This window comes from Mesorhizobium sp. AR10 (assembly GCF_024746795.1).
In the GTDB taxonomy this organism is placed as follows: domain Bacteria; phylum Pseudomonadota; class Alphaproteobacteria; order Rhizobiales; family Rhizobiaceae; genus Mesorhizobium.
Genome location: NZ_CP080524.1, coordinates 298,743 through 319,587 on the forward strand (window position 1 = coordinate 298,743; position 20,845 = coordinate 319,587).

General features: G+C 61.7%; 23 protein-coding genes. 18 read left to right on the forward strand and 5 right to left on the reverse strand.

The window, feature by feature from the left end:
• Window positions 1-59 precede the first annotated feature (59 nt).
• The gene (locus LHFGNBLO_RS04865; RefSeq protein ID WP_258604841.1) at window positions 60-578 is read right to left on the reverse strand and encodes a prepilin peptidase; all 519 of its coding nucleotides are present in this window, start codon (window positions 576-578) and stop codon (window positions 60-62) included.
• A 164-nt stretch (window positions 579-742) separates the two neighbouring features.
• Window positions 743-916 carry a Flp family type IVb pilin gene (locus LHFGNBLO_RS04870; RefSeq protein ID WP_258604843.1) on the reverse strand — a complete coding sequence of 58 codons (174 nt, stop codon included), beginning with the start codon at window positions 914-916 and terminating at the stop codon, window positions 743-745.
• A gap of 353 nt (window positions 917-1,269) precedes the next feature.
• Here LHFGNBLO_RS04870 and LHFGNBLO_RS04875 point away from each other — a divergent pair, with 353 nt between their 5' ends.
• The 3 genes from LHFGNBLO_RS04875 to LHFGNBLO_RS04885 all read left to right on the forward strand — a co-directional run bounded on the left by LHFGNBLO_RS04875 (window position 1,270) and on the right by LHFGNBLO_RS04885 (window position 3,088).
• Complete coding sequence (locus LHFGNBLO_RS04875; RefSeq protein WP_258604844.1) at window positions 1,270-1,692, forward strand: pilus assembly protein N-terminal domain-containing protein; 423 nt, start codon at window positions 1,270-1,272, stop codon at window positions 1,690-1,692.
• A 152-nt stretch (window positions 1,693-1,844) separates the two neighbouring features.
• On the forward strand, window positions 1,845-2,429 hold the full coding sequence (locus tag LHFGNBLO_RS04880; protein ID WP_258604846.1) for a TadE/TadG family type IV pilus assembly protein: 585 nt from the start codon (window positions 1,845-1,847) through the stop codon (window positions 2,427-2,429).
• Window positions 2,430-2,467: 38 nt separating this feature from the next.
• Window positions 2,468-3,088 carry a TadE/TadG family type IV pilus assembly protein gene (locus LHFGNBLO_RS04885; RefSeq protein WP_258604847.1) on the forward strand — a complete coding sequence of 207 codons (621 nt, stop codon included), beginning with the start codon at window positions 2,468-2,470 and terminating at the stop codon, window positions 3,086-3,088.
• Between the two features lie 22 nt (window positions 3,089-3,110).
• On the opposite strand, the gene LHFGNBLO_RS04890 is transcribed toward LHFGNBLO_RS04885, so the two are convergent.
• Entirely contained in the window at window positions 3,111-4,055 is a 945-nt protein-coding gene (locus LHFGNBLO_RS04890; protein WP_258610044.1) for a phosphate/phosphite/phosphonate ABC transporter substrate-binding protein, read from the reverse strand.
• A 157-nt stretch (window positions 4,056-4,212) separates the two neighbouring features.
• Here LHFGNBLO_RS04890 and LHFGNBLO_RS04895 point away from each other — a divergent pair, with 157 nt between their 5' ends.
• The 11 genes from LHFGNBLO_RS04895 to LHFGNBLO_RS04945 all read left to right on the forward strand — a co-directional run bounded on the left by LHFGNBLO_RS04895 (window position 4,213) and on the right by LHFGNBLO_RS04945 (window position 15,540).
• Complete coding sequence (locus LHFGNBLO_RS04895) at window positions 4,213-5,454, forward strand: phosphopentomutase (protein WP_258604849.1); 1,242 nt, start codon at window positions 4,213-4,215, stop codon at window positions 5,452-5,454.
• A complete protein-coding gene (gene mutM, locus LHFGNBLO_RS04900) occupies window positions 5,447-6,337 on the forward strand; it encodes a bifunctional DNA-formamidopyrimidine glycosylase/DNA-(apurinic or apyrimidinic site) lyase (protein ID WP_258604851.1) in 891 nt (296 codons plus the stop codon). Before LHFGNBLO_RS04895 ends, mutM begins: the two co-directional genes overlap by 8 nt.
• A 23-nt stretch (window positions 6,338-6,360) precedes the next feature.
• Window positions 6,361-7,134, forward strand: coding sequence for an enoyl-CoA hydratase (locus LHFGNBLO_RS04905; RefSeq protein ID WP_258604853.1), 774 nt, complete (start codon window positions 6,361-6,363; stop codon window positions 7,132-7,134).
• Between the two features lie 160 nt (window positions 7,135-7,294).
• A complete protein-coding gene (rpsT, locus tag LHFGNBLO_RS04910; protein ID WP_258604855.1) occupies window positions 7,295-7,561 on the forward strand; it encodes a 30S ribosomal protein S20 in 267 nt (88 codons plus the stop codon).
• A 915-nt stretch (window positions 7,562-8,476) separates the two neighbouring features.
• Window positions 8,477-9,949: a chromosomal replication initiator protein DnaA gene (dnaA, locus tag LHFGNBLO_RS04915; protein ID WP_258604856.1), complete on the forward strand. Its 1,473-nt coding sequence runs from the start codon at window positions 8,477-8,479 to the stop codon at window positions 9,947-9,949.
• Between the two features lie 302 nt (window positions 9,950-10,251).
• On the forward strand, window positions 10,252-11,370 hold the full coding sequence (gene dnaN, locus LHFGNBLO_RS04920; protein WP_258604858.1) for a DNA polymerase III subunit beta: 1,119 nt from the start codon (window positions 10,252-10,254) through the stop codon (window positions 11,368-11,370).
• An 84-nt stretch (window positions 11,371-11,454) separates the two neighbouring features.
• A complete protein-coding gene (gene recF, locus LHFGNBLO_RS04925) occupies window positions 11,455-12,600 on the forward strand; it encodes a DNA replication/repair protein RecF (RefSeq protein ID WP_258604860.1) in 1,146 nt (381 codons plus the stop codon).
• 31 nt (window positions 12,601-12,631) lie between these two features.
• A complete protein-coding gene (locus tag LHFGNBLO_RS04930; protein ID WP_258604862.1) occupies window positions 12,632-13,387 on the forward strand; it encodes a molybdopterin-synthase adenylyltransferase MoeB in 756 nt (251 codons plus the stop codon).
• A gap of 4 nt (window positions 13,388-13,391) precedes the next feature.
• Window positions 13,392-13,880 (forward strand): GNAT family N-acetyltransferase, encoded by a 489-nt coding sequence (locus LHFGNBLO_RS04935; RefSeq protein WP_258604864.1) that lies wholly within the window; start codon window positions 13,392-13,394, stop codon window positions 13,878-13,880.
• Complete coding sequence (locus LHFGNBLO_RS04940; protein WP_258604865.1) at window positions 13,877-15,130, forward strand: aconitase X catalytic domain-containing protein; 1,254 nt, start codon at window positions 13,877-13,879, stop codon at window positions 15,128-15,130. Before LHFGNBLO_RS04935 ends, LHFGNBLO_RS04940 begins: the two co-directional genes overlap by 4 nt.
• Window positions 15,127-15,540: an aconitase X swivel domain-containing protein gene (locus LHFGNBLO_RS04945; RefSeq protein ID WP_258604866.1), complete on the forward strand. Its 414-nt coding sequence runs from the start codon at window positions 15,127-15,129 to the stop codon at window positions 15,538-15,540. The genes LHFGNBLO_RS04940 and LHFGNBLO_RS04945 overlap by 4 nt, the downstream gene beginning before the upstream one ends.
• A gap of 65 nt (window positions 15,541-15,605) precedes the next feature.
• Here LHFGNBLO_RS04945 and LHFGNBLO_RS04950 read toward each other — a convergent pair whose 3' ends face one another.
• A complete protein-coding gene (locus LHFGNBLO_RS04950) occupies window positions 15,606-16,607 on the reverse strand; it encodes a 2-hydroxyacid dehydrogenase (RefSeq protein WP_258604868.1) in 1,002 nt (333 codons plus the stop codon).
• A gap of 157 nt (window positions 16,608-16,764) precedes the next feature.
• Here LHFGNBLO_RS04950 and LHFGNBLO_RS04955 point away from each other — a divergent pair, with 157 nt between their 5' ends.
• Complete coding sequence (locus LHFGNBLO_RS04955) at window positions 16,765-17,322, forward strand: SH3 domain-containing protein (RefSeq protein WP_258604870.1); 558 nt, start codon at window positions 16,765-16,767, stop codon at window positions 17,320-17,322.
• Window positions 17,323-17,515: 193 nt separating this feature from the next.
• Here the strand turns inward: LHFGNBLO_RS04955 and irrA are convergent, their stop codons facing one another.
• The gene (irrA, locus tag LHFGNBLO_RS04960) at window positions 17,516-17,947 is read right to left on the reverse strand and encodes an iron response transcriptional regulator IrrA (RefSeq protein WP_006337949.1); all 432 of its coding nucleotides are present in this window, start codon (window positions 17,945-17,947) and stop codon (window positions 17,516-17,518) included.
• 240 nt (window positions 17,948-18,187) lie between these two features.
• On the opposite strand from irrA, the gene fabA reads away from it, so the two are divergent.
• The 3 genes from fabA to fabI are packed head-to-tail and all read left to right on the forward strand — an operon-like array spanning window position 18,188 to window position 20,783.
• Window positions 18,188-18,706 carry a 3-hydroxyacyl-[acyl-carrier-protein] dehydratase FabA gene (gene fabA / locus LHFGNBLO_RS04965; protein WP_258604872.1) on the forward strand — a complete coding sequence of 173 codons (519 nt, stop codon included), beginning with the start codon at window positions 18,188-18,190 and terminating at the stop codon, window positions 18,704-18,706.
• Between the two features lie 31 nt (window positions 18,707-18,737).
• Complete coding sequence (gene fabB, locus LHFGNBLO_RS04970; protein WP_258604873.1) at window positions 18,738-19,958, forward strand: beta-ketoacyl-ACP synthase I; 1,221 nt, start codon at window positions 18,738-18,740, stop codon at window positions 19,956-19,958.
• 12 nt (window positions 19,959-19,970) lie between these two features.
• Window positions 19,971-20,783 (forward strand): enoyl-ACP reductase FabI, encoded by an 813-nt coding sequence (gene fabI / locus LHFGNBLO_RS04975; RefSeq protein WP_258604875.1) that lies wholly within the window; start codon window positions 19,971-19,973, stop codon window positions 20,781-20,783.
• Window positions 20,784-20,845 lie beyond the last annotated feature (62 nt).

Below are 20,845 nucleotides of genomic sequence, written 5' to 3' on the forward strand. Positions count from 1 at the left end.
ACAAGAAAGCGGCCAGGCCGCCTTTGCCTGACCAGGTATCCAAAGCCGAATCCTGGAAACTACGCCGCCAACCTTGCCAGCGCCCACACCATCAATGGCGAATCCGGATAGGCAAACAGCCCACCAATGCCCAGCGCAATGCCATAGGGAACGCCGGCCGCGTCGTCGGCGAAGTGGCGCAGGAACCGATTGTGGCTCGTATAGGCCGCCAGCGGCGATTTCCGATAAACGAGGATGGCGAGCGTCAGCAGACCGCCAATGAATGTCGAGGCCACGAGATATTCGACAAGGTGAATGTTGAGCCCCATCCAGATGGCCGTGGCAGCCAGCAGTTTGGCGTCGCCGCCGCCCATGCCGCCAAGCGCAAACAGACCGAATGTCACCGCCAGCACCAAACCGCCGGCGGCGAAATGCCAGCCATAGGTTGCCCAGTCCATACCCGTCAGCGGCGCGACCAGAGCAAAGACAGCCACAAGCAGCACCGGCACGCGATTGGCGATCGTCATCGACAATGTGTCGGAGATCGCGGCAAAAAGCATGCAGAACGGAAAGACAACGAAAATCAGAGCTTCAAGCATGGGCGCGGCGCCTATGGTCAAATTGTACCTGGCCTCAGTCTAGGCAGGCTCGATTAACGATTGATGATGCCGAAAATTCAAAGTGGTTCATAAACGGAATAAGGGCCGCCAATGAGGCGGCCCTTATTCTGAAGTAACGACCAGATGGTGTTAGCCAGATGGTGTTAGTTAGATTCATTCACCGCCGAGGCGATGGCCGAGAACTTGTTGTTCAGGGCGTTGCCGAGCGCGCCGGCGCCGACCATGATGGCGAGTGCGATGAGAGCGGCGATCAGACCATATTCAATGGCGGTCGCGCCGGATTCGTCCTTCACAAAACGTGCAATGAGATTAGACATTTGAGAGCTCCTACTCCACGTGTTACAGCACTTCCGTCAACTTCTGTGGTGGTTGATCGGATGCTGCCAATCTATGGAGAAGCTCTTTCGATCGGCTTAATAAACAGCCTTACCGATTCCTTTCGGACATCGAACAGCCTGCGTGGTTAACCGTGAGCTAAGCGCCACACGATGGTTTGACCGCCAGAAAAGGGCGGCGAAGGGCGCAAACTGCGCGATCTTCGAAAAGACCGGCTGCAACCAACGGCGGGCAAGCCGGTCCCAGGCGTCAACGCGTCGGTTATCAGTTTAACCCTTGGTTCACCAATCTCGTTCATGTTCTGTTGAACAGTTTGCTGCCTTGGAGCGCCTCAATGACCGGGTCGAGATCGTCATTCCTACTTGCTGCGCTTCTCGCCGCTTCAGCTTTCGTCGTGCCGGCCCGGGCTGGAGCCGGCATCGAAGTCACCATGAACCAGGCGAAGATCGTCAAATTGACACGCGCCGCCGACACGATCGTCGTTGGCAATCCGGAGATCGCCGACGCGGCCGTGCAGGATGCATCGACGATCGTGCTGACGGGCAAGGGGTTCGGTGTCACCAACCTGGTCGTCCTCGACCAGGAGGGCAACCCGATCATCGACGAGCAGGTCACCGTCGTGCGGCAGGCCGCTTCGTCGGTGCGCATCTACAGGCGAGCCCAGATACAAACTCTGTCCTGCACGCCCTATTGCGAGGGCTCCTATAAGAGTGAATCAGAGAAGGTCTCCGAAGCCGAGATGAGCGCCGGCCAGTAAGTGTTGAGCTGTCTTGTCCCCCCGAAAGCACCGCTTCGGTTAGCAACCGGTTAAAGCCATCCCGCCGAATTTAACGGTCATCCAAACCGGACTTCAATGGGTTTTCGCTAATGTTCCAGCCGATACCGCATCAGGATCGGCAGGAACGGGACATGAGCACGGACCCAAGACCCGAAATCAGCAAGGGCAAAGCAGGACGGAAGTTCCCCCGACGCTTCTTTGGCGATCGGCGAGGCAGCACGGCGATCGAGTTCGCGATGCTTGCTCTGCCATTTGCACTTCTCGTCTTCGCCATCCTTGAGAGCTGCATCTCATTTGCCGGACAGGAAGTGATGGCCAACGTCACCGACGATGTTGCCCGTCAGCTGCGTACTGGCCAGTTAAAGCAGGCCGACATGACCGGGACCAAGTTGAGGGACATGATCTGCAGCAGACTGGAGATCGTGGTGGCAAAGACCTGCCCCGGATTGCTGGTGGATCTTCGCGAGTATCCGACGTTTGCCGATGCGGCCACCGCGGGCTTCAAGATTGCAGGCGGCGAAATCGTGCTGACAGGCACGCCCACCACGACCTTTACGGTAACCCCGGGCCTGGCAGAGTCGAAGAACATGCTGCGGGTCTTTTATAAATGGCCTGTCATGACCGATTTCCTGGCCAAGTCGATGGCCAATCTCAATGACGGTAACACGCTGCATTTCGCATCGGCGATCTGGCAGAACGAGCCATTCGACGACTGATAACTGCACCGTTGCGTCAGCAAGAAGAGGGTGGAAGCATGTATCGTGCGGGGGCACATTCGGGAGTTTCAGCACTGTGGGCGAGAGCGACCCGGTTTTGCACCGATCGTCGCGGCATCGCGGCCGTCGAGTTTGCCTTGATCGTGCCCCTGCTGCTGATCATGTATTTCGTGACCATGGAAGCCTCGCAGGCGATCGAGACCAGCAAGAAGGTCAGCCGAATCGGCTCCATGGTGGCGGATCTCGTCACGCAGCAGCAAAGCATCGTGACCGCCGATCTCGATGCGATCATGAAGATCGGCACCTCGACCCTTCAGCCCTACAACCGCTCGACCCCTGATATCATCATCACGGCAATACAGGTCACGGACGAAACGACACCGAAGGTCAAGGTGGTGTGGTCGCGCAAACTGTACAACGGTACCCCTAGCGCCGACGCCGCCAAGGACAGCATCACGACCGTTCCCACCGCGCTCAAGACCAAGGGCGCTTTCCTCATTCGCGTCGAAAGCAGCCTCGGCTATAAGCCGATCATCACATGGTCGGCGGACAGCGCAAAACGGCTTGGATTGATCACCCGCTTCAACAACATATCGATGGGCGAAACCTACTATCTGAGGCCTCGCCGAAGCACGACGATTCCCTGCGGCAACTGCTGAAACAATTCGCCCGCGTTCAATGCTACTGACGATCGATGTCGCTTGACACAAAGCGCACGATGGCAGCGGCCATCGCATAGTCTTGCGGACCGGCGACGGCAAACCCACCGGAATGTTTCGCTTCCAGAAGGTCGTAGATATCAGGCGAGAGCGATCTGAGATTGGTGAGGAACACGGTGAGCCGGCGCTTGGCTTCGGGGTCAAGGTCGCTGCGGACGGCATGGGGGCCATATCTCAGCAGGCCGGACGTCCATACGACCTGAAGTGCTGTTTTGGAAATTCCTGCCGCCTCCAGCCTTGCCACCGTGCCGCCCGGGGCAGCCGGCTGTACGCCCGAGACAATCGGCTGGCTGTCCGCGGTGGCCGTCACCCAGCCAAACAAGGCATCGGCCTGGCCATCGATCAGCATCGTTTCGGCAGCAGCAGCCGAATCGGCACGTGCAAGAAACGGTGCGTCCTCGGTGATCCCAAAGCCTTCTGCCGCCAGCCCGGCAAGTGGCAAAAGAGACCCGCCAACGCTGTCTGAAGGTGCCATGGCGATCCTGTGATCCTTCATCGCAGCCAGATCGGGAACCTTGCCGTCCTGCGTCAGCAAAACAGAACGGATACCGATGGCGCCATCGGCATCGATCGGCGCTACCAGAGGTTCAACGCATTCGCAGCGCTGCGACGCGGCGGCGTAGGCCGTCGCCGAATAGATCGCGTATTCGATCCGGGCGTTGGCCTGCGCTTCGATCAGCGCGGCATAGTTGCGGGCAACGACAAACTCGACCTTCATGCCGAGCGCCTTTGTGTAGGCATCCGTCAACAGTGCCAGACCCGGAACCGTGTTGCCGGCGCCCGGCTCGGCGACGATGCCGATGCGGAACGTGCCGATATCATCCCGCCAATCGGCATTCGCAACGTTTGACCAGGACGCGCCCAGCAATGCCAGGATGGCCGCGGATGCCTTCAAGACAGGCCTAATCCCAAATCCGCCGCCAGTTTTCATCGATCCATGCTCATGCCGGCGTCCGGTCGCATCCTGACTATCGCGCCGAGCCGTTGCCGTTTGGTTTCCGAATTGCCAATGGCGGTGCAGAACCCTATGTCTGGGCCAGCACACAGGCAACAACGAAACTCCGATGGCGCGCGCTTTCCTCTTTGTTCTCGATTCCTTCGGCATCGGCGGTGCTGCCGATGCCGAGCGCTATGGCGACGCCGGCTCCAACACGTTCGGACATATCGCCGAAGCCTGCGCGCAAGGTCGTGCGGACCGCGAAGGCCTGCGAAGCGGCCCCCTTTTCGTACCCAACATGCTTTCACTCGGTCTCGGTCGCGCGGCAGAAACCGCAACGGGATTCAAGTTCGACAGCGGAGGAAAGTCCTCGCTCGCCTCGGCTTTCCATGGCGCGGCGCAAGAGGTTTCGAGCGGCAAGGACACGCCTTCGGGCCACTGGGAAATCGCCGCCTTGCCGGTGCGCTTCGACTGGGGCTACTTCCCGGACACCGTGCCAGCCTTTCCAGCCGAGCTGACCGCGGCGATCATCCGGGAAGGAAATGTGCCCGGCATTCTCGGCAACTGCCATGCGCCAGGCACGGAGGTCATCGAACGGTTCGGCGAAGAGCATATCCGCACCGGCAAACCGATCTGCTACACCTCGGTCGACTCCGTCCTGCAGATTGCCGCGCACGAAGTTCATTTCGGCCTGGAGCGGCTCTACGAATTCTGCAAGGTGGTGCGCAGGCTGGTTGATCCGCTGAACATCGGACGGGTGATCGCACGGCCTTTCCTCGGCGAAACCGTCGCCACCTTCGAGCGGACGTACAACCGCCATGACTACGCCGTGCCGCCGCCGGAGCCGACACTGCTCGACCGGCTGACTGCGCGCGGAAGCCGGGTCATCGCGGTCGGCAAGATCGGCGACATCTTCGCCCATCGCGGAATCTCGGAAGTGCGCAAGGCTCCTGGCAACATGGCGATGTTCGACACGGCGCTGGGCGCAATGGACGACGCAGGCGACGGCGATCTTGTGTTCGCCAATTTCGTCGATTTCGACACCGAATTCGGCCATCGGCGCGACGTCGCGGGCTATGCGGCGGCGCTCGAGGCCTTCGACCGGCGGCTGCCGGATGCGCTGGCAAAGCTGAAGCACGGCGACCTTCTCCTCCTCACCGCGGACCATGGCAATGATCCGACATGGCGCGGCACCGACCACACGCGCGAACGCATTCCGGTGATCGGCTCCGCACCGGGGCTCACGGGTGGCGACGTCGGGCTGAGGACGACCTTTGCCGATATCGGCGAAACCGTGGCCGAACATCTCGGGCTGGCGCGCGGCCACCATGGCGCTTCCTTCCGTGCGACGATAGGCGGCCATGCCTGAGTTGCCGGAAGTCGAAACGATCCGGCGCGGCCTACAACCGGTTCTGGAAGGTGCAAGCATCATCCGCGTCGAGGCCCGTCGGCCCGATCTGCGCTTTCCATTTCCCGAAAGATTCTCGGAGCGGCTGACCGGCAGGACCATTACGGCGCTCGGCCGCCGGGCCAAGTATCTTATAATGTATGTGGAAGGTGGCCCGGTGCTGATCTGCCATCTCGGCATGTCGGGTTCGTTCCGCATCGAGACGCCTGATGGCAGCGAAATACCGGGGGTGTTCCACCACGAACGCTCGAAGAGCGTCACGCACGATCATGTCGTGTTCGATGTCATGTCCGCCGGCGGCGCCCGATCCCGCGTGATCTTCAACGACCCACGCCGTTTCGGGTTCATGCTGTTTTCGGAAGGGACCTCTGACACCCATCCGATGCTGGCGGGGCTGGGCGTCGAGCCGACAGGCAACGCACTGGACGGTGCCTTGCTCGCCTCGCTGCTGAAGGGCCGCAGATCGCCTTTGAAGGCAGCCCTCCTCGACCAGCGACTGATCGCCGGGCTCGGCAATATCTATGTGTCGGAAGCGCTGTGGCGTGCCGGCCTGTCGCCCCTGCGCGAGGCCGGCACGATGGCGAAGGCCGGAAAGAAAGCCAAGGAGCAGAGCGAGCACCTCGCCGAGGCGATCCGTTCGGTCATTGCCGATGCGATCGCCGCCGGCGGATCGTCGCTGCGCGACTATGTGCACACAGACGGATCGCTGGGCTATTTCCAGCATTCATTCGCGGTTTACGATCGCGAAGGCGAGCCCTGCTCCAAGCCCGGCTGCGGCGGCCACATAGAGCGCATCGTGCAAAGCGGGCGTTCGACTTTCTTTTGCCGAACCTGTCAGGTGTGAACGAGAAGCGAGGAGGAGCACTCATGGCCTATGAAACGATCATCGCGGAAACACGCGGCAAGGTCGGGCTGATCACGCTGAACCGGCCGAAAGCGCTCAACGCGCTGAATTCGCAGGTTCTGGCGGAATTGGTCGCGGCCGTCCGCGGCTTTGAAGGAAATGCTGAAATCGGCGCCATGGTCATCACCGGTTCCGAAAAGGCTTTTGCGGCGGGCGCCGACATCAAGGAAATGCAGGCGATCTCCTTTGTCGATGCCTATGTGCAGGACTTCTTTGTCGGCTGGGAAGAGTTTACGCGGGCGCGAAAGCCAATCATCGCGGCGGTTGCTGGCTATGCGCTCGGCGGCGGCTGCGAGCTGGCGATGATGTGCGATTTCATCATCGCCGCCGACAATGCCAGGTTCGGCCAGCCCGAGATCACGCTCGGCGTCATGCCCGGCATGGGCGGATCGCAACGGCTGACCCGCTTCGTCGGCAAGTCGAAGGCGATGGACATGTGCCTGACCGGACGGATGATGGATGCCGCGGAGGCCGAGCGTTGCGGCCTGGTATCGCGTATCGTGCCGGTCGGTGAACTTGTCGAGGAAGCGCTGAAGGCCGCGGCCAAGATCGCCGATTTTTCGCTGCCGTCGGCGATGATGACGAAAGAGGCTGTCAACCGCGCCTTTGAAACGACCCTTGCCGAGGGGCTACGGTTCGAGCGCCGTCTGTTTCACTCGCTGTTTGCGCTCGACGACCAGAAGGAAGGCATGGCTGCCTTTGCCGAGAAGCGGAAGCCGAATTTCACCAACCGGTAGGATCATAGAGACGCCGACCAAAAAGAAGGCGAAGCGGCGTTGACGCGCCGGAAAAGCTGAACTATAAGCCGCTCCAACCGAGGCGGCCCTGTGGCTGCCCGTTTGTTTTTTGCGCCCTGCGGTATCCCGCATGCGCCCACCAGATCAGAAGAGAGGCATCATGGCCAATACCTCCTCGGCCAAAAAGGCAACGCGCAAGATCGCCCGTCGCGCGGCGATCAACAAGAACCGTCGCTCGCGCGTGCGTACCTATGTCCGCCAGGTCGAAGAGGCACTGGCTGCCGGCGACAAGGTTGCCGCGCTGGCCGCCTTCAAGACCGCCGAGCCGGAATTGATGCGCGCCGCGACCAAAGGCGTGATGCACAAGAACACGGCATCCCGCAAGGTGTCGCGCCTGGCTCACCGGCTCAAAGTGCTGTCGGCCTGATATAGCTTTCCTGAACTTGCGTTCTTCGAACCCGGCGGATCACGCCGGGTTTTTTCGTTTGCCGGCAAGTACTTAAAAAGAACGCCCGCAAACCGCATTCGGCCTGGATTTCAACGTTCAGAATGCTTTGCCGGCATATACATGCGCGCGGATATTCCGATCCGCCCAAACCGCCTGTGTCTGAAAAAACAGCTATCACAAATTATCTTTATTTTTCAGTTGCTTGCAGACGGTGATCCACAGCTTGTTCACATCACGGGCGAGCGATGGGGGACAAGTAGCTGTCAAGCGAATTATTTCAGAAAATTTCATGCAGCGCGGCCTTTTTCATATTCGCCGGAAAAGGGTTTGAATCACAATGGCTTTGTCAAAATGTGCGGTAGCAGCATGAGGCCCGAACCCGTCTTCGCTAACCAGATTCCTTAAAAATCCGTTAGTCTTGGCCTTGCCCTTTCCACAGCGATTTCGGTAGTGTCGATCTATCGAAGGGACGGGCCATTGGCCCTCAACCCAGCCTGGATCGGCCAGCACAAAATGGCAGAATTCATGACGTGGATCAATTCCGCGAATGGGGTTGGTTTGTCTTTTCGATACGGTAGGGGACTGGCGTAATTTTTTACATAGCAGGTCAACGGCACCGGCGTTTTCGCCGGACGGAGTTGTATTGCCCTGACGTGGTCCAGACGGACTGGCTTAGGCGCCGGTACCGGTCCCTTGGTAACGAGACGACATTCATCAGCCGGCGGCGGCGATGGTGTCGTAGCGAAGAAACGGTCGCCGGAAACATGGATGCAGGAGGCGCATCCCCGGTGGAAACAGGTACAAAGGACAAGGAACGCGATCATGCAGAGCGGCATCGAAAGGAAGCTTACGGGCGACCTCCCATTTCCTGGAATTTTGGTTGGAGGGGACGACATGACGGCTTCCAGCGACGCGGAACAAAAGTTCGACCGGGTCAAGGTCCAGTTGAAGGCGCGTCTGGGAACCGAGGTCTATTCGAGCTGGTTCGGCCGGATGAAGGTCGCCGAGGCATCCCGGGGCATTGTCCGCATCTCCGTGCCCACGGCCTTCCTGCGCTCGTGGATCAACGGCCATTATCTCGACCTCATCGCCGAGTTGTGGAAGCACGAAGATCCGGAAATCCTCAAGATCGAGATCGTCGTGCGCACCGCTACCCGTCCGGCACGCAACGGCGTTGAGCCCGAGGTGGTCCCGGCCCGCAAGATGACAAAGCAGACGCAAACGACACTGGCTGCAGGCACTGCGGGTGCAGGCAGGATGGAGCGGGCACCGGCGCCTCGCCCTGGAATCCCAATCGAAGGCGAGTTTCGGCACAATGTGCTCGGTTCGCCGCTCGACCCGCGCTATACGTTCGGCTCCTTCATCGAGGGACCGTCGAACCGGGTGGCTTTCGCCGCCGCCAAGGCGGTGGCGGAATCGCAGTCGAGTGCGGTGCGCTTCAATCCGCTCTTCCTTCACGCAACGGTCGGGCTCGGCAAGACACACCTGTTGCAGGCGATCGCGGCCGAATCCCTGAAGCAGAATCCTAAATCGCGCGTCGTCTATCTCACGGCCGAGTATTTCATGTGGCGCTTCGCCACAGCGATCCGCGACAACAACGCGCTGACGCTGAAGGAACAGTTGCGCGACATCGACCTGCTGATCATCGACGACATGCAGTTCCTGCAGGGCAAGTCGATCCAGCACGAATTCTGCCATCTAATCAACATGCTGCTCGACAGCGCCAAGCAAGTGGTGGTTGCCGCCGACCGGCCCCCGTCTGAGCTGGAATCGCTGGAGCCGCGCGTCCGCTCGCGCCTCAACGGCGGCGTCGCGCTCGAAATGTCGGCACCGGATTTTGCCATGCGCATCGGCATGCTCAAGCTGCGTCTTGCCACCGCCAAGGTCGATGACGCATCGCTCGATATTTCGGAGGAGATTCTCAATCACGTCGCCCGCACGGTGACCGGCAGCGGGCGTGAACTCGAAGGTGCGTTCAATCAGCTTCTGTTCCGCCAATCCTTCGAACCGCAGATCACGATCGACCGTATCGACGAAATCCTCGGCCATATCTATCGCTCTGGCGAGCCGAAACGGGTGCGCATCGAGGACATCCAGCGCATCGTGGCGCGCCACTACAACGTGTCGAAGACCGAGCTTCTGTCCAACCGGCGCACGCGCACCATCGTCAAACCGCGGCAGGTCGCCATGTACCTGTCGAAGGTAATGACGCCGCGCTCCCTGCCGGAGATCGGAAGGCGTTTCGGCGGCCGCGACCACACGACCGTGCTGCATGCCGTGCGCAAGATCGAGGATCTTTCCGGTGTCGACAACACACTGGCGCAGGAACTCGAACTGCTGAGAAGACTGATCAACGACCAGGCCTGATCGGCTGGAAAAACCAAGCGCGTCGGGTTTGAGAGGATCAAGGCAACGCGCTTGAAATCTTTGCTTTAAGTGCGTGTCGTTGTCCCAAAACCGCTGCGCACTTTTGGGCGACACGCATTGGCTCGCGGACTTCGCCAGCTTTATCCCCAGAAAGCCCGCGTAACCGGCCCGAACCGGTGGCACGGGCTTGCGTTTGCTGGCTTTTTCCTGTCAGTTTGTAGAGATTCTGAGCCTGTTCAGACCTTTCGCGGGGCGCCGCTCGCCGGAGACCCGTTCATTCATTCAAGCGAGCCTGTTTCGTCATGCGTGTTATCCTGGAACGGTCAAATCTCCTGAAGTCGCTCAACCACGTTCATCGTGTGGTCGAACGGCGCAACACCATACCGATCCTGTCGAACGTGCTGCTCAGCGCCGAGGGTGCCAGCCTTGAACTGAAGGCAACCGACCTCGATCTGGAGGTGACCGAAGCCACGCCCGCCAAGGTCGAACGCGGCGGGGCGACGACGGTGCCGGCACATCTGCTCTACGACATCGTGCGCAAGCTCGCCGATGGGGCGGAGGTAATGCTGAAGACCGACGAGGACGGCAACGCCATGACGGTGACGTCGGGCCGCTCGAGCTTTCGTCTCCAGTGCCTGCCGCAGTCCGACTTCCCGGAGCTTTCGGCCGGATCCTTCTCGCATATCTTCCGGCTCGATTCGGTGGCGCTGAAAGGCTTGATCGAGAAGACCCAGTTCGCCATCTCCACCGAAGAGACGCGCTACTACCTGAACGGCATTTACCTGCACACGCATGAAGCCGGCGGCAAGCTGAAGCTGCGCTCGGTGGCGACCGACGGCCACCGTCTGGCGCGCGCCGAGATCGACGCGCCGGCAGGATCCGAGGGCATGCCCGGCATCATCATTCCACGCAAGACGGTCAGCGAGTTGCAGAAACTGGTCGACGATCCGGACGTCGCGGTAACCACCGAATTGTCCGACACCAAGATCCGCTTCACCATCGGTAGCGTGGTTTTGACCTCGAAGCTGATCGACGGCACCTTCCCGGACTATCAGCGGGTCATCCCGACCGGCAACGACAAGAAGCTGATCATCGACCGGCAGAGCTTCGCCGCCGCCGTGGACCGCGTCTCGACCATTTCCTCCGAACGCGGCCGCGCGGTGAAGCTTTCGATCACCGAAGGCCAGGTCACGCTGGCGGTCAACAATCCGGATTCGGGCAGCGCCACCGAGGAACTGGCCGCCGATTATTCGTCGGACCCGATCGAAATCGGCTTCAATGCCAAATATCTGCTCGACGTTGCCGCGCAATTGACCGGCACGGAGGCAAAATTCATGCTGGCGGATGCCGGCTCGCCGACGCTTATCCACGACATGGCCGACGAAACCGCGCTCTACGTGCTGATGCCGATGCGGGTGTAGCCGCGCTGCGGCGCCAAAGTCTGGTTCCGTGATAACGCGACGATTGCGATCATGATTGCGGCGACTTCTACAGGCGGATAGCGGTTGCCGGAACAAACCCATATAAGTAAGTTTACACTTACCAATTTCCGCAACTATGCGGCGCTGTCGATCGACCTTGGCCCAGGCGCCGTGGTGTTTTCCGGCGACAACGGCGCCGGCAAGACCAACCTGCTGGAAGCGATCTCCCTGCTGACACCAGGTCGCGGCTTGCGCCGCGCGCCTTATGCCGACGTGGCGCGTGAAGGCGGCGACGGCGGCTTCGCGCTGCATGCCCGGCTCGACGGGCCGGAAGGTCAGGTCGAGATCGGCACCGGCATTGCGGGCGGCGACACCGCCGGCGAAGGCGGCCGGCGGGTGCGCATCAATGGCGCGGCCGCACGATCGGCCGAAGACATGCTGGAATGGCTGCGCGTCGTCTGGCTGACGCCAGCCATGGACGGCCTGTTCCCGGGGCCGGCCGCCGACCGCCGGCGCTTTCTCGACCGGCTGGTGCTGGCGATCGACCCCCAGCACGGCCAGCGCGCGCTCGACTACGAAAAGGCAATGCGCGGCCGTAACCGATTGCTTACGGAAGGCTCGCGAAACGGCGCCTGGTTCGATGCGATCGAGATGCAAATGGCGGAAACCGGCGTGGCGATTGCCGCGGCGCGTGCCGAACTGGTGCGCCTGCTCGCCGCCATGATCGACAGGCTGCCCAGCACAGGTCCGTTTCCGCAAGCCGACATCAGCCTGCTCGGCGAACTGGAAAGCGAAGTCGGCGCCGCACCCGCCGTCGATGTCGAGGAACGGTTCCGCACAGCACTTGCCGACGGCCGCGACCGCGACCGCGCCGCCGGCCGTACGCTCGACGGCCCGCACCGTTCCGATCTGCTGGTGCGGCATAGGCCGAAGGCGATGCCTGCAGAATTGTGCTCGACTGGAGAGCAGAAGGCGCTGCTGGTCGGCATCGTCCTGTCGCATGCCCGGCTGACCGGGGAGATGTCGGGGATGACGCCGATCCTGCTGCTCGACGAGATCGCTGCCCATCTCGACAGTGGCCGTCGCGCAGCATTGTTCGCGATCCTGGAGGAACTCAACTGCCAGGCCTTCATGACCGGAACCGATGCGGCACTGTTTTCCAGTCTCAAGGGACGGGCGCAGTTCCTGACGGTCGACCACGGGACGGTTGGGCCAACGGAAGACACCTGACAAGGTTTTTCACCCGCTATAAGGTCCGGCAATGATCACCGCCGCCCTCACCGACGAAGAGCTCGAACGCTATGCCCGCCACATCGTGCTGCCCGAAATCGGCGGCGCCGGCCAGCAACGGCTGAAGCGTGCGCGGGTGCTGGTCATCGGCGCCGGCGGGCTCGGGGCGCCGGTGCTCGAATATCTCGCCGCCGCCGGCGTCGGCACGCTCGGCATCGTCGACGACGACAGCGTCTCGCTATCCAACTTGCAGAGACAGGTGATCCACGGCACTGACGCTGTCGGAATGGCGAAAACCGACAGCGCCAGGGATGCGATCGCGCGCATCAATCCCAATGTTAAGGTTGAACTGCATAATTCCAGGCTGACGGCGGACAATGCCCCTGCCCTCGTCGCCGGCTACGATATCGTCGTCGACGGTTCCGACAATTTCGAAACACGCTATGCGGTGGCCGATGCCTGCGCCGCGGAGAAACGGCCGCTGGTGCACGCCGCCGTCGGCCGCTTCGACGGCTCGGTGACGGTGCTGAAACCGTTCGAGAGCGGCACGGACGGCAGGCCGAACCCGGGCTACCGCGATCTTTTTCCCGAGCCGCCGCCGCCGGGACTGGTGCCGTCCTGCGCCGTCGCCGGCGTCGTCGGCGCACTGACCGGCGTCGTCGGCACGCTGCAGGCAATGGAGGCAATCAAGCTGATCACCGGCATCGGCGAACCGCTGGTCGGCCGGCTGCTGCTTTACGACGCGCTGGCGGCGCGCTTCGACACTATCCAATACAAGAAGAATTGACCGCATGGACCAGTCCACTGGTGTTTTCATCACACAGCTTTTGGCCGATTTCGAGCAGTGGGACGAATTGCTGGCGCTGATCATGCGCGCCTTCGCTTCCATGGACGGCGTCATCGACCCGCCATCATCGGCGCATCTGCTTACCGTCGATGGGCTGAAGGCCAAGGCTGGCCACGAGACGGGATTCCTGGCGCTGAGCGACGGCCAGATCGTCGGCTGTGTTTTCGTGCAGGAAAGGACCGATGATTTCTATGTCGGAAAGCTCGCCGTCGATCCGGGCTTCCAGGGAAAAGGCATCGGCAAGCGGTTGATGCAGGTTATCGAAGATCTGGTTCGCAGCCGCAACAAGACCGCCATCGAGCTTCAGACACGGATCGAACTGACCGGAAATCATACAGCCTTTGCCCGTCTCGGCTTTCGCGAGACCGGACGGACGGCGCATGGGGGCTATGATAGGCCGACCTCGATCACTATGCGCAAGGTGCTTGCGTGAGCCTCGCACTCAACCCCGAGGAACAGGCCATCGCCTCTGGCCACGACGGTGCCGCGATGGCCATGCGCATCGTGATCGAAAGCGCCCGCCTGCTCGGCGCGCCGCGGCTGATCCCGATTGCCTCGGCGCATATTGACGGCGCGCTCTATCACGGTGATTCCGGCACGCTCTTCGCCGAAAGACTGGTCGAGGGCAGCGCCCGGGTCGCGGTGCGCTCGACGCTCAATGTCGGGGCGCTCGACCTCATGGGCTGTTCACGCGTGCGCCTCGAAGAACCGGCTCGCGGCATGGCGCGGCGGATGATGGAAGCCTACCGCAAGCTTGGCTGCGAACAGAGCTGGACCTGCGCGCCCTACCAGGCCGGACACCGACCGGCACTGGGAACCGACGTCGCCTGGGGCGAGTCCAACGCCGTGGTGTTCTGCAATTCTGTTCTGGGCGCGCGCACCAACCGCTATGGCGATTTCCTCGACATCGCCTGTGCCATATCAGGCCGCGCGCCCGACTACGGTCTGCATCGCGCCGAGAACCGCCGGGCGCGGCTGGTGTTCGACGTTTCCCGGCTTTCCGCATCGTTCCTCGGTTCGGAGGTCGCGTGGCCGATTCTTGGCAGCCTCTATGGCCGCGAGGTCGGCAATGCCGTCGGTGTTGTCACCGGCGTGCCGAGCCAGCCCGGCGAGGATGCGTTGAAGGCATTTGGTGCGGCGGCGGCATCGTCGGGCGCGGTCGGTCTTTTCCACATCGCGAGCGTGACGCCCGAGGCGCCCGACGCCGAGACCATTCTGGCTGGTGCGGCGCCTGATACAGTCATCCGCGTGACGCCTGAGATGATCGCATCGGCGCGCGCCGGACTTTCGACAACAGCAACGCCAACGACCATCGATGCGGTGGCGATTGGCAGCCCGCATCTGTCACCCGTCGAATTCGACACGCTGGAGCGACTGATCGCCGGACGGCGGCTCAGCGTGCCGATCTATGCCTGCACCGGACGCCATGTGCTTTCCGCGCTCGAACAGAACGGCCGGCGCAAGGCGCTCGAAGCAACCGGGGTCATTATCGTTGCCGACACTTGCGTGGTGGTGACGCCGATCCTGCCCGACCTTGCCGGCGGTGTCCTGATGACCAACTCGGGGAAATTCGCGCACTACGCGCCAGGCAATACAGGTTATTCGGTGCTCTACGGATCACTGGTCGACTGCGTCGAGAGCGCCGTACTGGGTAAGCCAAAGTTTACGGATTTTGCCGCATGAGCGCCATTCCTGAAATCCTGGTGCCGGGCAGGAGCGGCGAAGGCGAGGCGTTGGTGCTGACCGCGCCCATCAGCTTCTGGGGCGGCGTCGATCCGAAGACCGGCCGCATCGCCGATGTCCGTCATCCGCAGCATGGTGAAAACCTTTCCGGGCGTGTGCTGTTCCTGCCCGGCACGATCGGCTCGTCCTCTGCGTCCGCCGTGCTGCTCGAACTCGTCCACAACGGCCATGCACCGGCAGCACTCGTCTTGCATGAGCCGGACGCCATCCTGCTGCTTGGGCTGATCGTTGCCAGGGAAATGGGCTGGGAGACGCCGATGGCACTGCGGCTCGGCCGCGATGTCTTCGAGGCCTATCGCGGAAGCAATGTGAAAGTCGCGGACGACGGCGCTCTCGCGATCGCTACCTAGCAAATCCTATTCTATGCATGTCTTTATCCCAAAACACGCTGCGCGCTTTTGGGCGACATGCATGGTCACGTCCGTAGCGGCAGCACCCGGTCCGGCGGGCGGTGGCCATCGACGAACGCCCGGATGTTGATGATGACCTTTTCGCCCATGTCGATACGGCCTTCGAGCGTCGCCGAACCCATATGCGGCAACAGCACGACCTTGCCCTTGGCGGCAAGCTTCAGCAATTTCGAGTTCAACGCCGGCTCGTGCTCATAGACATCGAGCCCGGCGCCGGCGATCTTGCCGTCCTGGATGAGCTTGACCAGCGACTCCTCGTCGATGATGTCGCCACGCGCCGTGTTGACGATGTAAGCGGACGGTTGCATAAGCGCCAGCCGCCGCGCCGAAAGCAGGTGGAAGGTTGCCGGGGTCGATGGGCAATTGACCGAGATGATGTCCATGCGGGCAAGCATCTGGTCAAGACTTTCCCAGTAGGTCGCTTCCAGCCCTTCCTCGACCGCCGGCAGCACGCGATGGCGGTTGTGGTAGTGGATCGAAAGACCGAAGGCCTTGGCCCGCCTGGCGACGGCAGTGCCGATGCGGCCCATGCCGACGATACCGAGCCGCTTGCCCCATATGCGCCGGCCGAGCATCCAGGTCGGAGACCAGCCGGCCCATTTCTTGTCGCCGGTCAGCACATTGGCGCCTTCCGCCAGCCGCCGCGGCACCGCCAGCATCAGCGCCATGGTCATATCGGCCGTATCTTCTGTCAGCACGTTCGGCGTGTTGGTGACGGTGATGCCCTTCTTGGCCGCCGCCTCGACGTCGATCTTGTCGACGCCATTGCCGAAATTGGCGATCAGTTTGAGGTTCTCGCCGGCCTGGGCGATCAGCGCCGCGTCGATATGGTCGGTTATGGTCGGCACCAGAACGTCGGCCTCCTTGACCGCCGCGACCAGTTCCGGCTGCGTCATCGGCCGGTCCTCGACATTCAGCCGGGCGTCGAACAATTCGCGCATGCGGGTCTCGACCGGATCAGGCAGCTTGCGCGTGATGACGACGAGAGGCCGTTTTTTGCCTGCCATTGTTTCCTCGAACCCGATCTCGTTGAGACCTCTTTAACCAAGACAGGCGAAACTGGAAGCCGGTCGCGGTGCCAGTCACTCCTTAACAAGCGGTGCCGCCGAAGACAAAGAAAAAGGGGCGCCGCTGCCAAATGTGCAAGCGCCGAAAGGAATGAAAGTGTCTGGTTTCGCGTCGCTTCGCCTGGCCTTCAGCGCAGCAGTTCTTGGCGCTTTCCTTTGTTGCCCGCAGGTGGCGGCGCAAAGCGCGGCAGCACCCGCGCAGACCATCACGCTTGGGCCGAGCGGCCTGCCGCTGCCGCGTTTCGTCAGCCTGAAATCGGGCCGCGTCAATTCCCGCGTCGGACCAGGCGTCAACTACTCCGTCGACTGGATGTACATGAAAGCCGGGCTGCCGATGGAAATCGTCCAGGAATTCGATACCTGGCGTCGTGTGCGTGACGCAGACGGTTCGGAAGGCTGGATCAACCAGTCGCTGCTTTCAGGCCGCCGCACCGCGATCGTCGCCCCTTGGCAGCGCGGCAAGGGCGCCCGAATCAACCTTCTCGACGACCCGCAGAAGGATGCGAGCGTCATCGCCATCGTCGAGCCGGGGGTCATGGGCACGATCAAGTCCTGCGACGGCCAATGGTGCGAAATGACTTTCGATGGCCACACCGGCTGGCTCGCTCAGTCGCTTGTCTGGGGCGCCTATCCGGGCGAGCACGTCAAGAACTGACGCTCTTGCTTGATCATCATGGTCTTTCCGAACCTCCGGTTCGGGACCATCGCCTGGCGGCCGATGTGGCCGAGATGAGCACGGCAAACAGCCACCAGGAACCACCCGCCATGGCGTAAACATGAGCGCAGCCAGCGCGGCAACGGCCCATTCGAGCCGGATCGCCAGATCCACGAATTTCAGGAAGTGCCGATTAATCGCAGCGTTTCGGGCGCAGCCTCACCACGATATCGACATTGGCGATCTCCATGCCTTCAGGCGGTTCCGGCAGGTTGGAAACCGTCACCGGACCGCTGGCGATATCGAAGATCCTGTTTTCGCCTTCGATATAGAAGTGATGGTGATCGGAGGTGTTGGTGTCGAAATAGGTCTTCGAACCCTCGACCGCCAGAATGCGCAGAAGACCCGCCTGGGTGAACTGGTGCAGGGCATTATAGACCGTGGCCAGCGATACCGGCACACCGGCGGCGATCGCCTCCTCGTGCAGCTCTTCGGCCGAAAGATGACGGTCGCCCTTGGCGAAAAGCAGATCGGCCAGCGCGATGCGCTGGCGTGTCGGCCTCAGCCCGGCTTCGCGCACCCGCTTGTCCACAGCGACATTTTCCTTCCGGCAGCCCAGATCCATCTGTCCGTCCAAGCCCATAGTTCTGCCCCAAGACACGCCCAGAATGGCAAAAAAACGTCATCGGCCGAAACTGGACCCCTGCCGACATATATTCTGTCGGCCGAATACGATCAATAGCGCGCATTGACCCGGGCAGACGGGCAGGTTAAGCGCAAACGCCGGTTTCCGGCCTGAAACAGATTGTGTTAGGAACCAACGACAAGGGCGTCCTACGCCCGGACGATTACGGGGACGAGATTGATGGCGGGTTCGAAATCCAGCTACGGTTATGAAGAATTGCTGGCCTGCGCCCGCGGCGAGTTGTTCGGGCCTGGCAATGCCCAGTTGCCCTATCCGCCGATGCTGATGTTCGACCGCATCACCGAGATCAGCGAGACGGGCGGCGCCTTCGACAAGGGCTTCATCCGCGCGGAATTCGACATCAAGCCGGACCTGTGGTTCTTCGCCTGCCATTTCATTGGCAATCCGATCATGCCGGGGTGCCTTGGCCTCGACGCCATGTGGCAGTTGACGGGATTCTACCTCGGCTGGCTCGGCGAGCCGGGCAAGGGAATGGCGCTGTCGACCGGCGAAGTGAAGTTCAAGGGCATGGTGACGCCGTCGGTCAAGAAGGTGGAATACGGCATCGACTTCAAGCGTGTGATGCGTGGCCGGCTGGTGCTTGGTATTGCCGATGGCTGGCTGAAAGCCGATGGCGAGCCCATATACGCGGCGACGGATCTCAAGGTGGGTCTGTCAAAGCAATCGGCGGTCGCCTGACCGTCACCGGACACTCTGGAAGGAGCAGCCCATGAGACGGGTCGTAGTCACAGGCCTCGGCATCGTGTCGTCGATCGGCAACAATGCCAACGAGGTGCAGACCTCGCTCCATGATGCCAAATCCGGCATCAGCTTTTCCGATTCCTTCGCCGAGCATGGCTTCCGTTGCCAGGTCTGGGGAGCGCCATCGCTCGACCCGTCCGCCATGATCGACCGTCGCGCCATGCGCTTCCTAAGCCAAGGTGCTGCCTGGAACCACGTCGCCATGGATCAGGCGATTGCGGATGCCGGCCTTGGCGAGAACGACATCACCAACGAGCGCACCGGCATCGTCATGGGCTCGGGCGGACCGTCCACCAGAACCATCGTCGAGGCGGCCGAAACCACGCTCAAGAACGGCAGCCCCAAGCGCATCGGGCCGTTCGCGGTGCCGAAAGCGATGTCGTCGACCGCTTCGGCGACGCTCGCCACCTGGTTCAAGATTCACGGCGTCAACTATTCGATCTCTTCGGCCTGCTCGACCTCGGCCCATTGCATCGGCAATGGCTACGAACTGATCCACTGGGGCAAGCAGGACATGGTCTTTGCCGGCGGCCACGAGGATCTCGACTGGACGATGTCGGACCTGTTCGATGCGATGGGCGCCATGTCGTCCAAGTTCAACGACCGGGCATCGGCCGCCTCGCGCGCCTATGATGTCAATCGCGACGGTTTCGTCATTGCCGGCGGCGCCGGCGTGCTGGTTCTGGAAGAGCTGGAGCATGCCAAGGCGCGCGGCGCCAAGATCTATGCCGAGATCGTCGGCTATGGCGCGACCTCCGATGGCTACGACATGGTGGCGCCCTCGGGTGAAGGCGCGGTGCGCTGCATGCGGCAGGCACTGGCGACCGTCTCTTCGCCGGTCGACTACATCAACACGCACGGCACCTCGACGCCGGTCGGCGACTCCAAGGAAATGGGCGCGATCCGCGAGGTGTTCGGCGACAAGATACCTTTCATCACCTCGACGAAATCGCTGACCGGCCACTCGCTGGGTGCGGCCGGCGTGCAGGAATCGATCTATTCGATCCTGATGATGCAAGGCGGCTTCATCGGCGAAAGCGCCCATATCGAGACCCTCGATCCGGAATTCGAGGGCATGCCGATCGTGCGACAGCGCATCGATAACGCCAGGATCGACACTGTTTTGTCCAATTCGTTCGGTTTCGGTGGCACCAACGCAACGCTGATTTTCCAGCGCTATTCCGCATAAGGATTGCCAGCCATGGACGGACTGATGAAGGGCAAGCGCGGGCTTGTCATGGGTGTCGCCAACGACCATTCGATCGCTTGGGGCATCGCCCGGAAATTGTCTGAACATGGGGCGGAACTCGCCTTCACCTATCAGGGCGATGCCTTCGGGCGTCGGGTCAAGCCACTCGCCGAGAAGATTGGCGCGGCGCTGGTCGTCCACTGCGATGTCGAAGACAGCGCGTCGGTCGCTGCCACATTCGAGACCTTGGGCAAGGAATGGGGCGGGCTCGACTTCGTCGTCCATGCCATCGGCTTTTCCGACAAGAACGAGCTGAAGGGCCTCTACGCCGACACCAGCCGCGACAATTTCACCCGCACCATGATCATCTCCTGCTACTCCTTCACCGAAGTCGCCCGCCATGCCGCCGCGCTGATGAAGGACGGCGGCTCGATGATCACGCTGACCTATGCCGGCTCCGTCCGCGTCATGCCGAACTACAACGTCATGGGCGTCGCCAAGGCCGGGCTCGAGGCCAGTGTCCGCTATCTGGCCAACGACTATGGGCCGCGCGGCATCAGGGTGAACGGCATATCGGCGGGACCGGTGCGAACGCTGGCGGGTGCCGGGATTTCGGACGCGCGCCACATGTTTTCCTACCAGCAGCGCAACTCGCCACTGCGCCGTACGGTGACCATCGACGAGGTCGGTGGTTCCGCGCTCTACCTTCTGTCGGACCTGTCGTCGGGTGTCACCGGCGAAATCCACTATGTCGATTCCGGCTATCACATCGTCTCCATGCCGACGCTCGACGAGTTGAAGCAGACGGATGGCGGGCGGGACTAGTTCGGCCCGGTAAAATTAGATGCATCGGCGGAAACTCATTTTAAGGAGATTTCCGCTAGAAG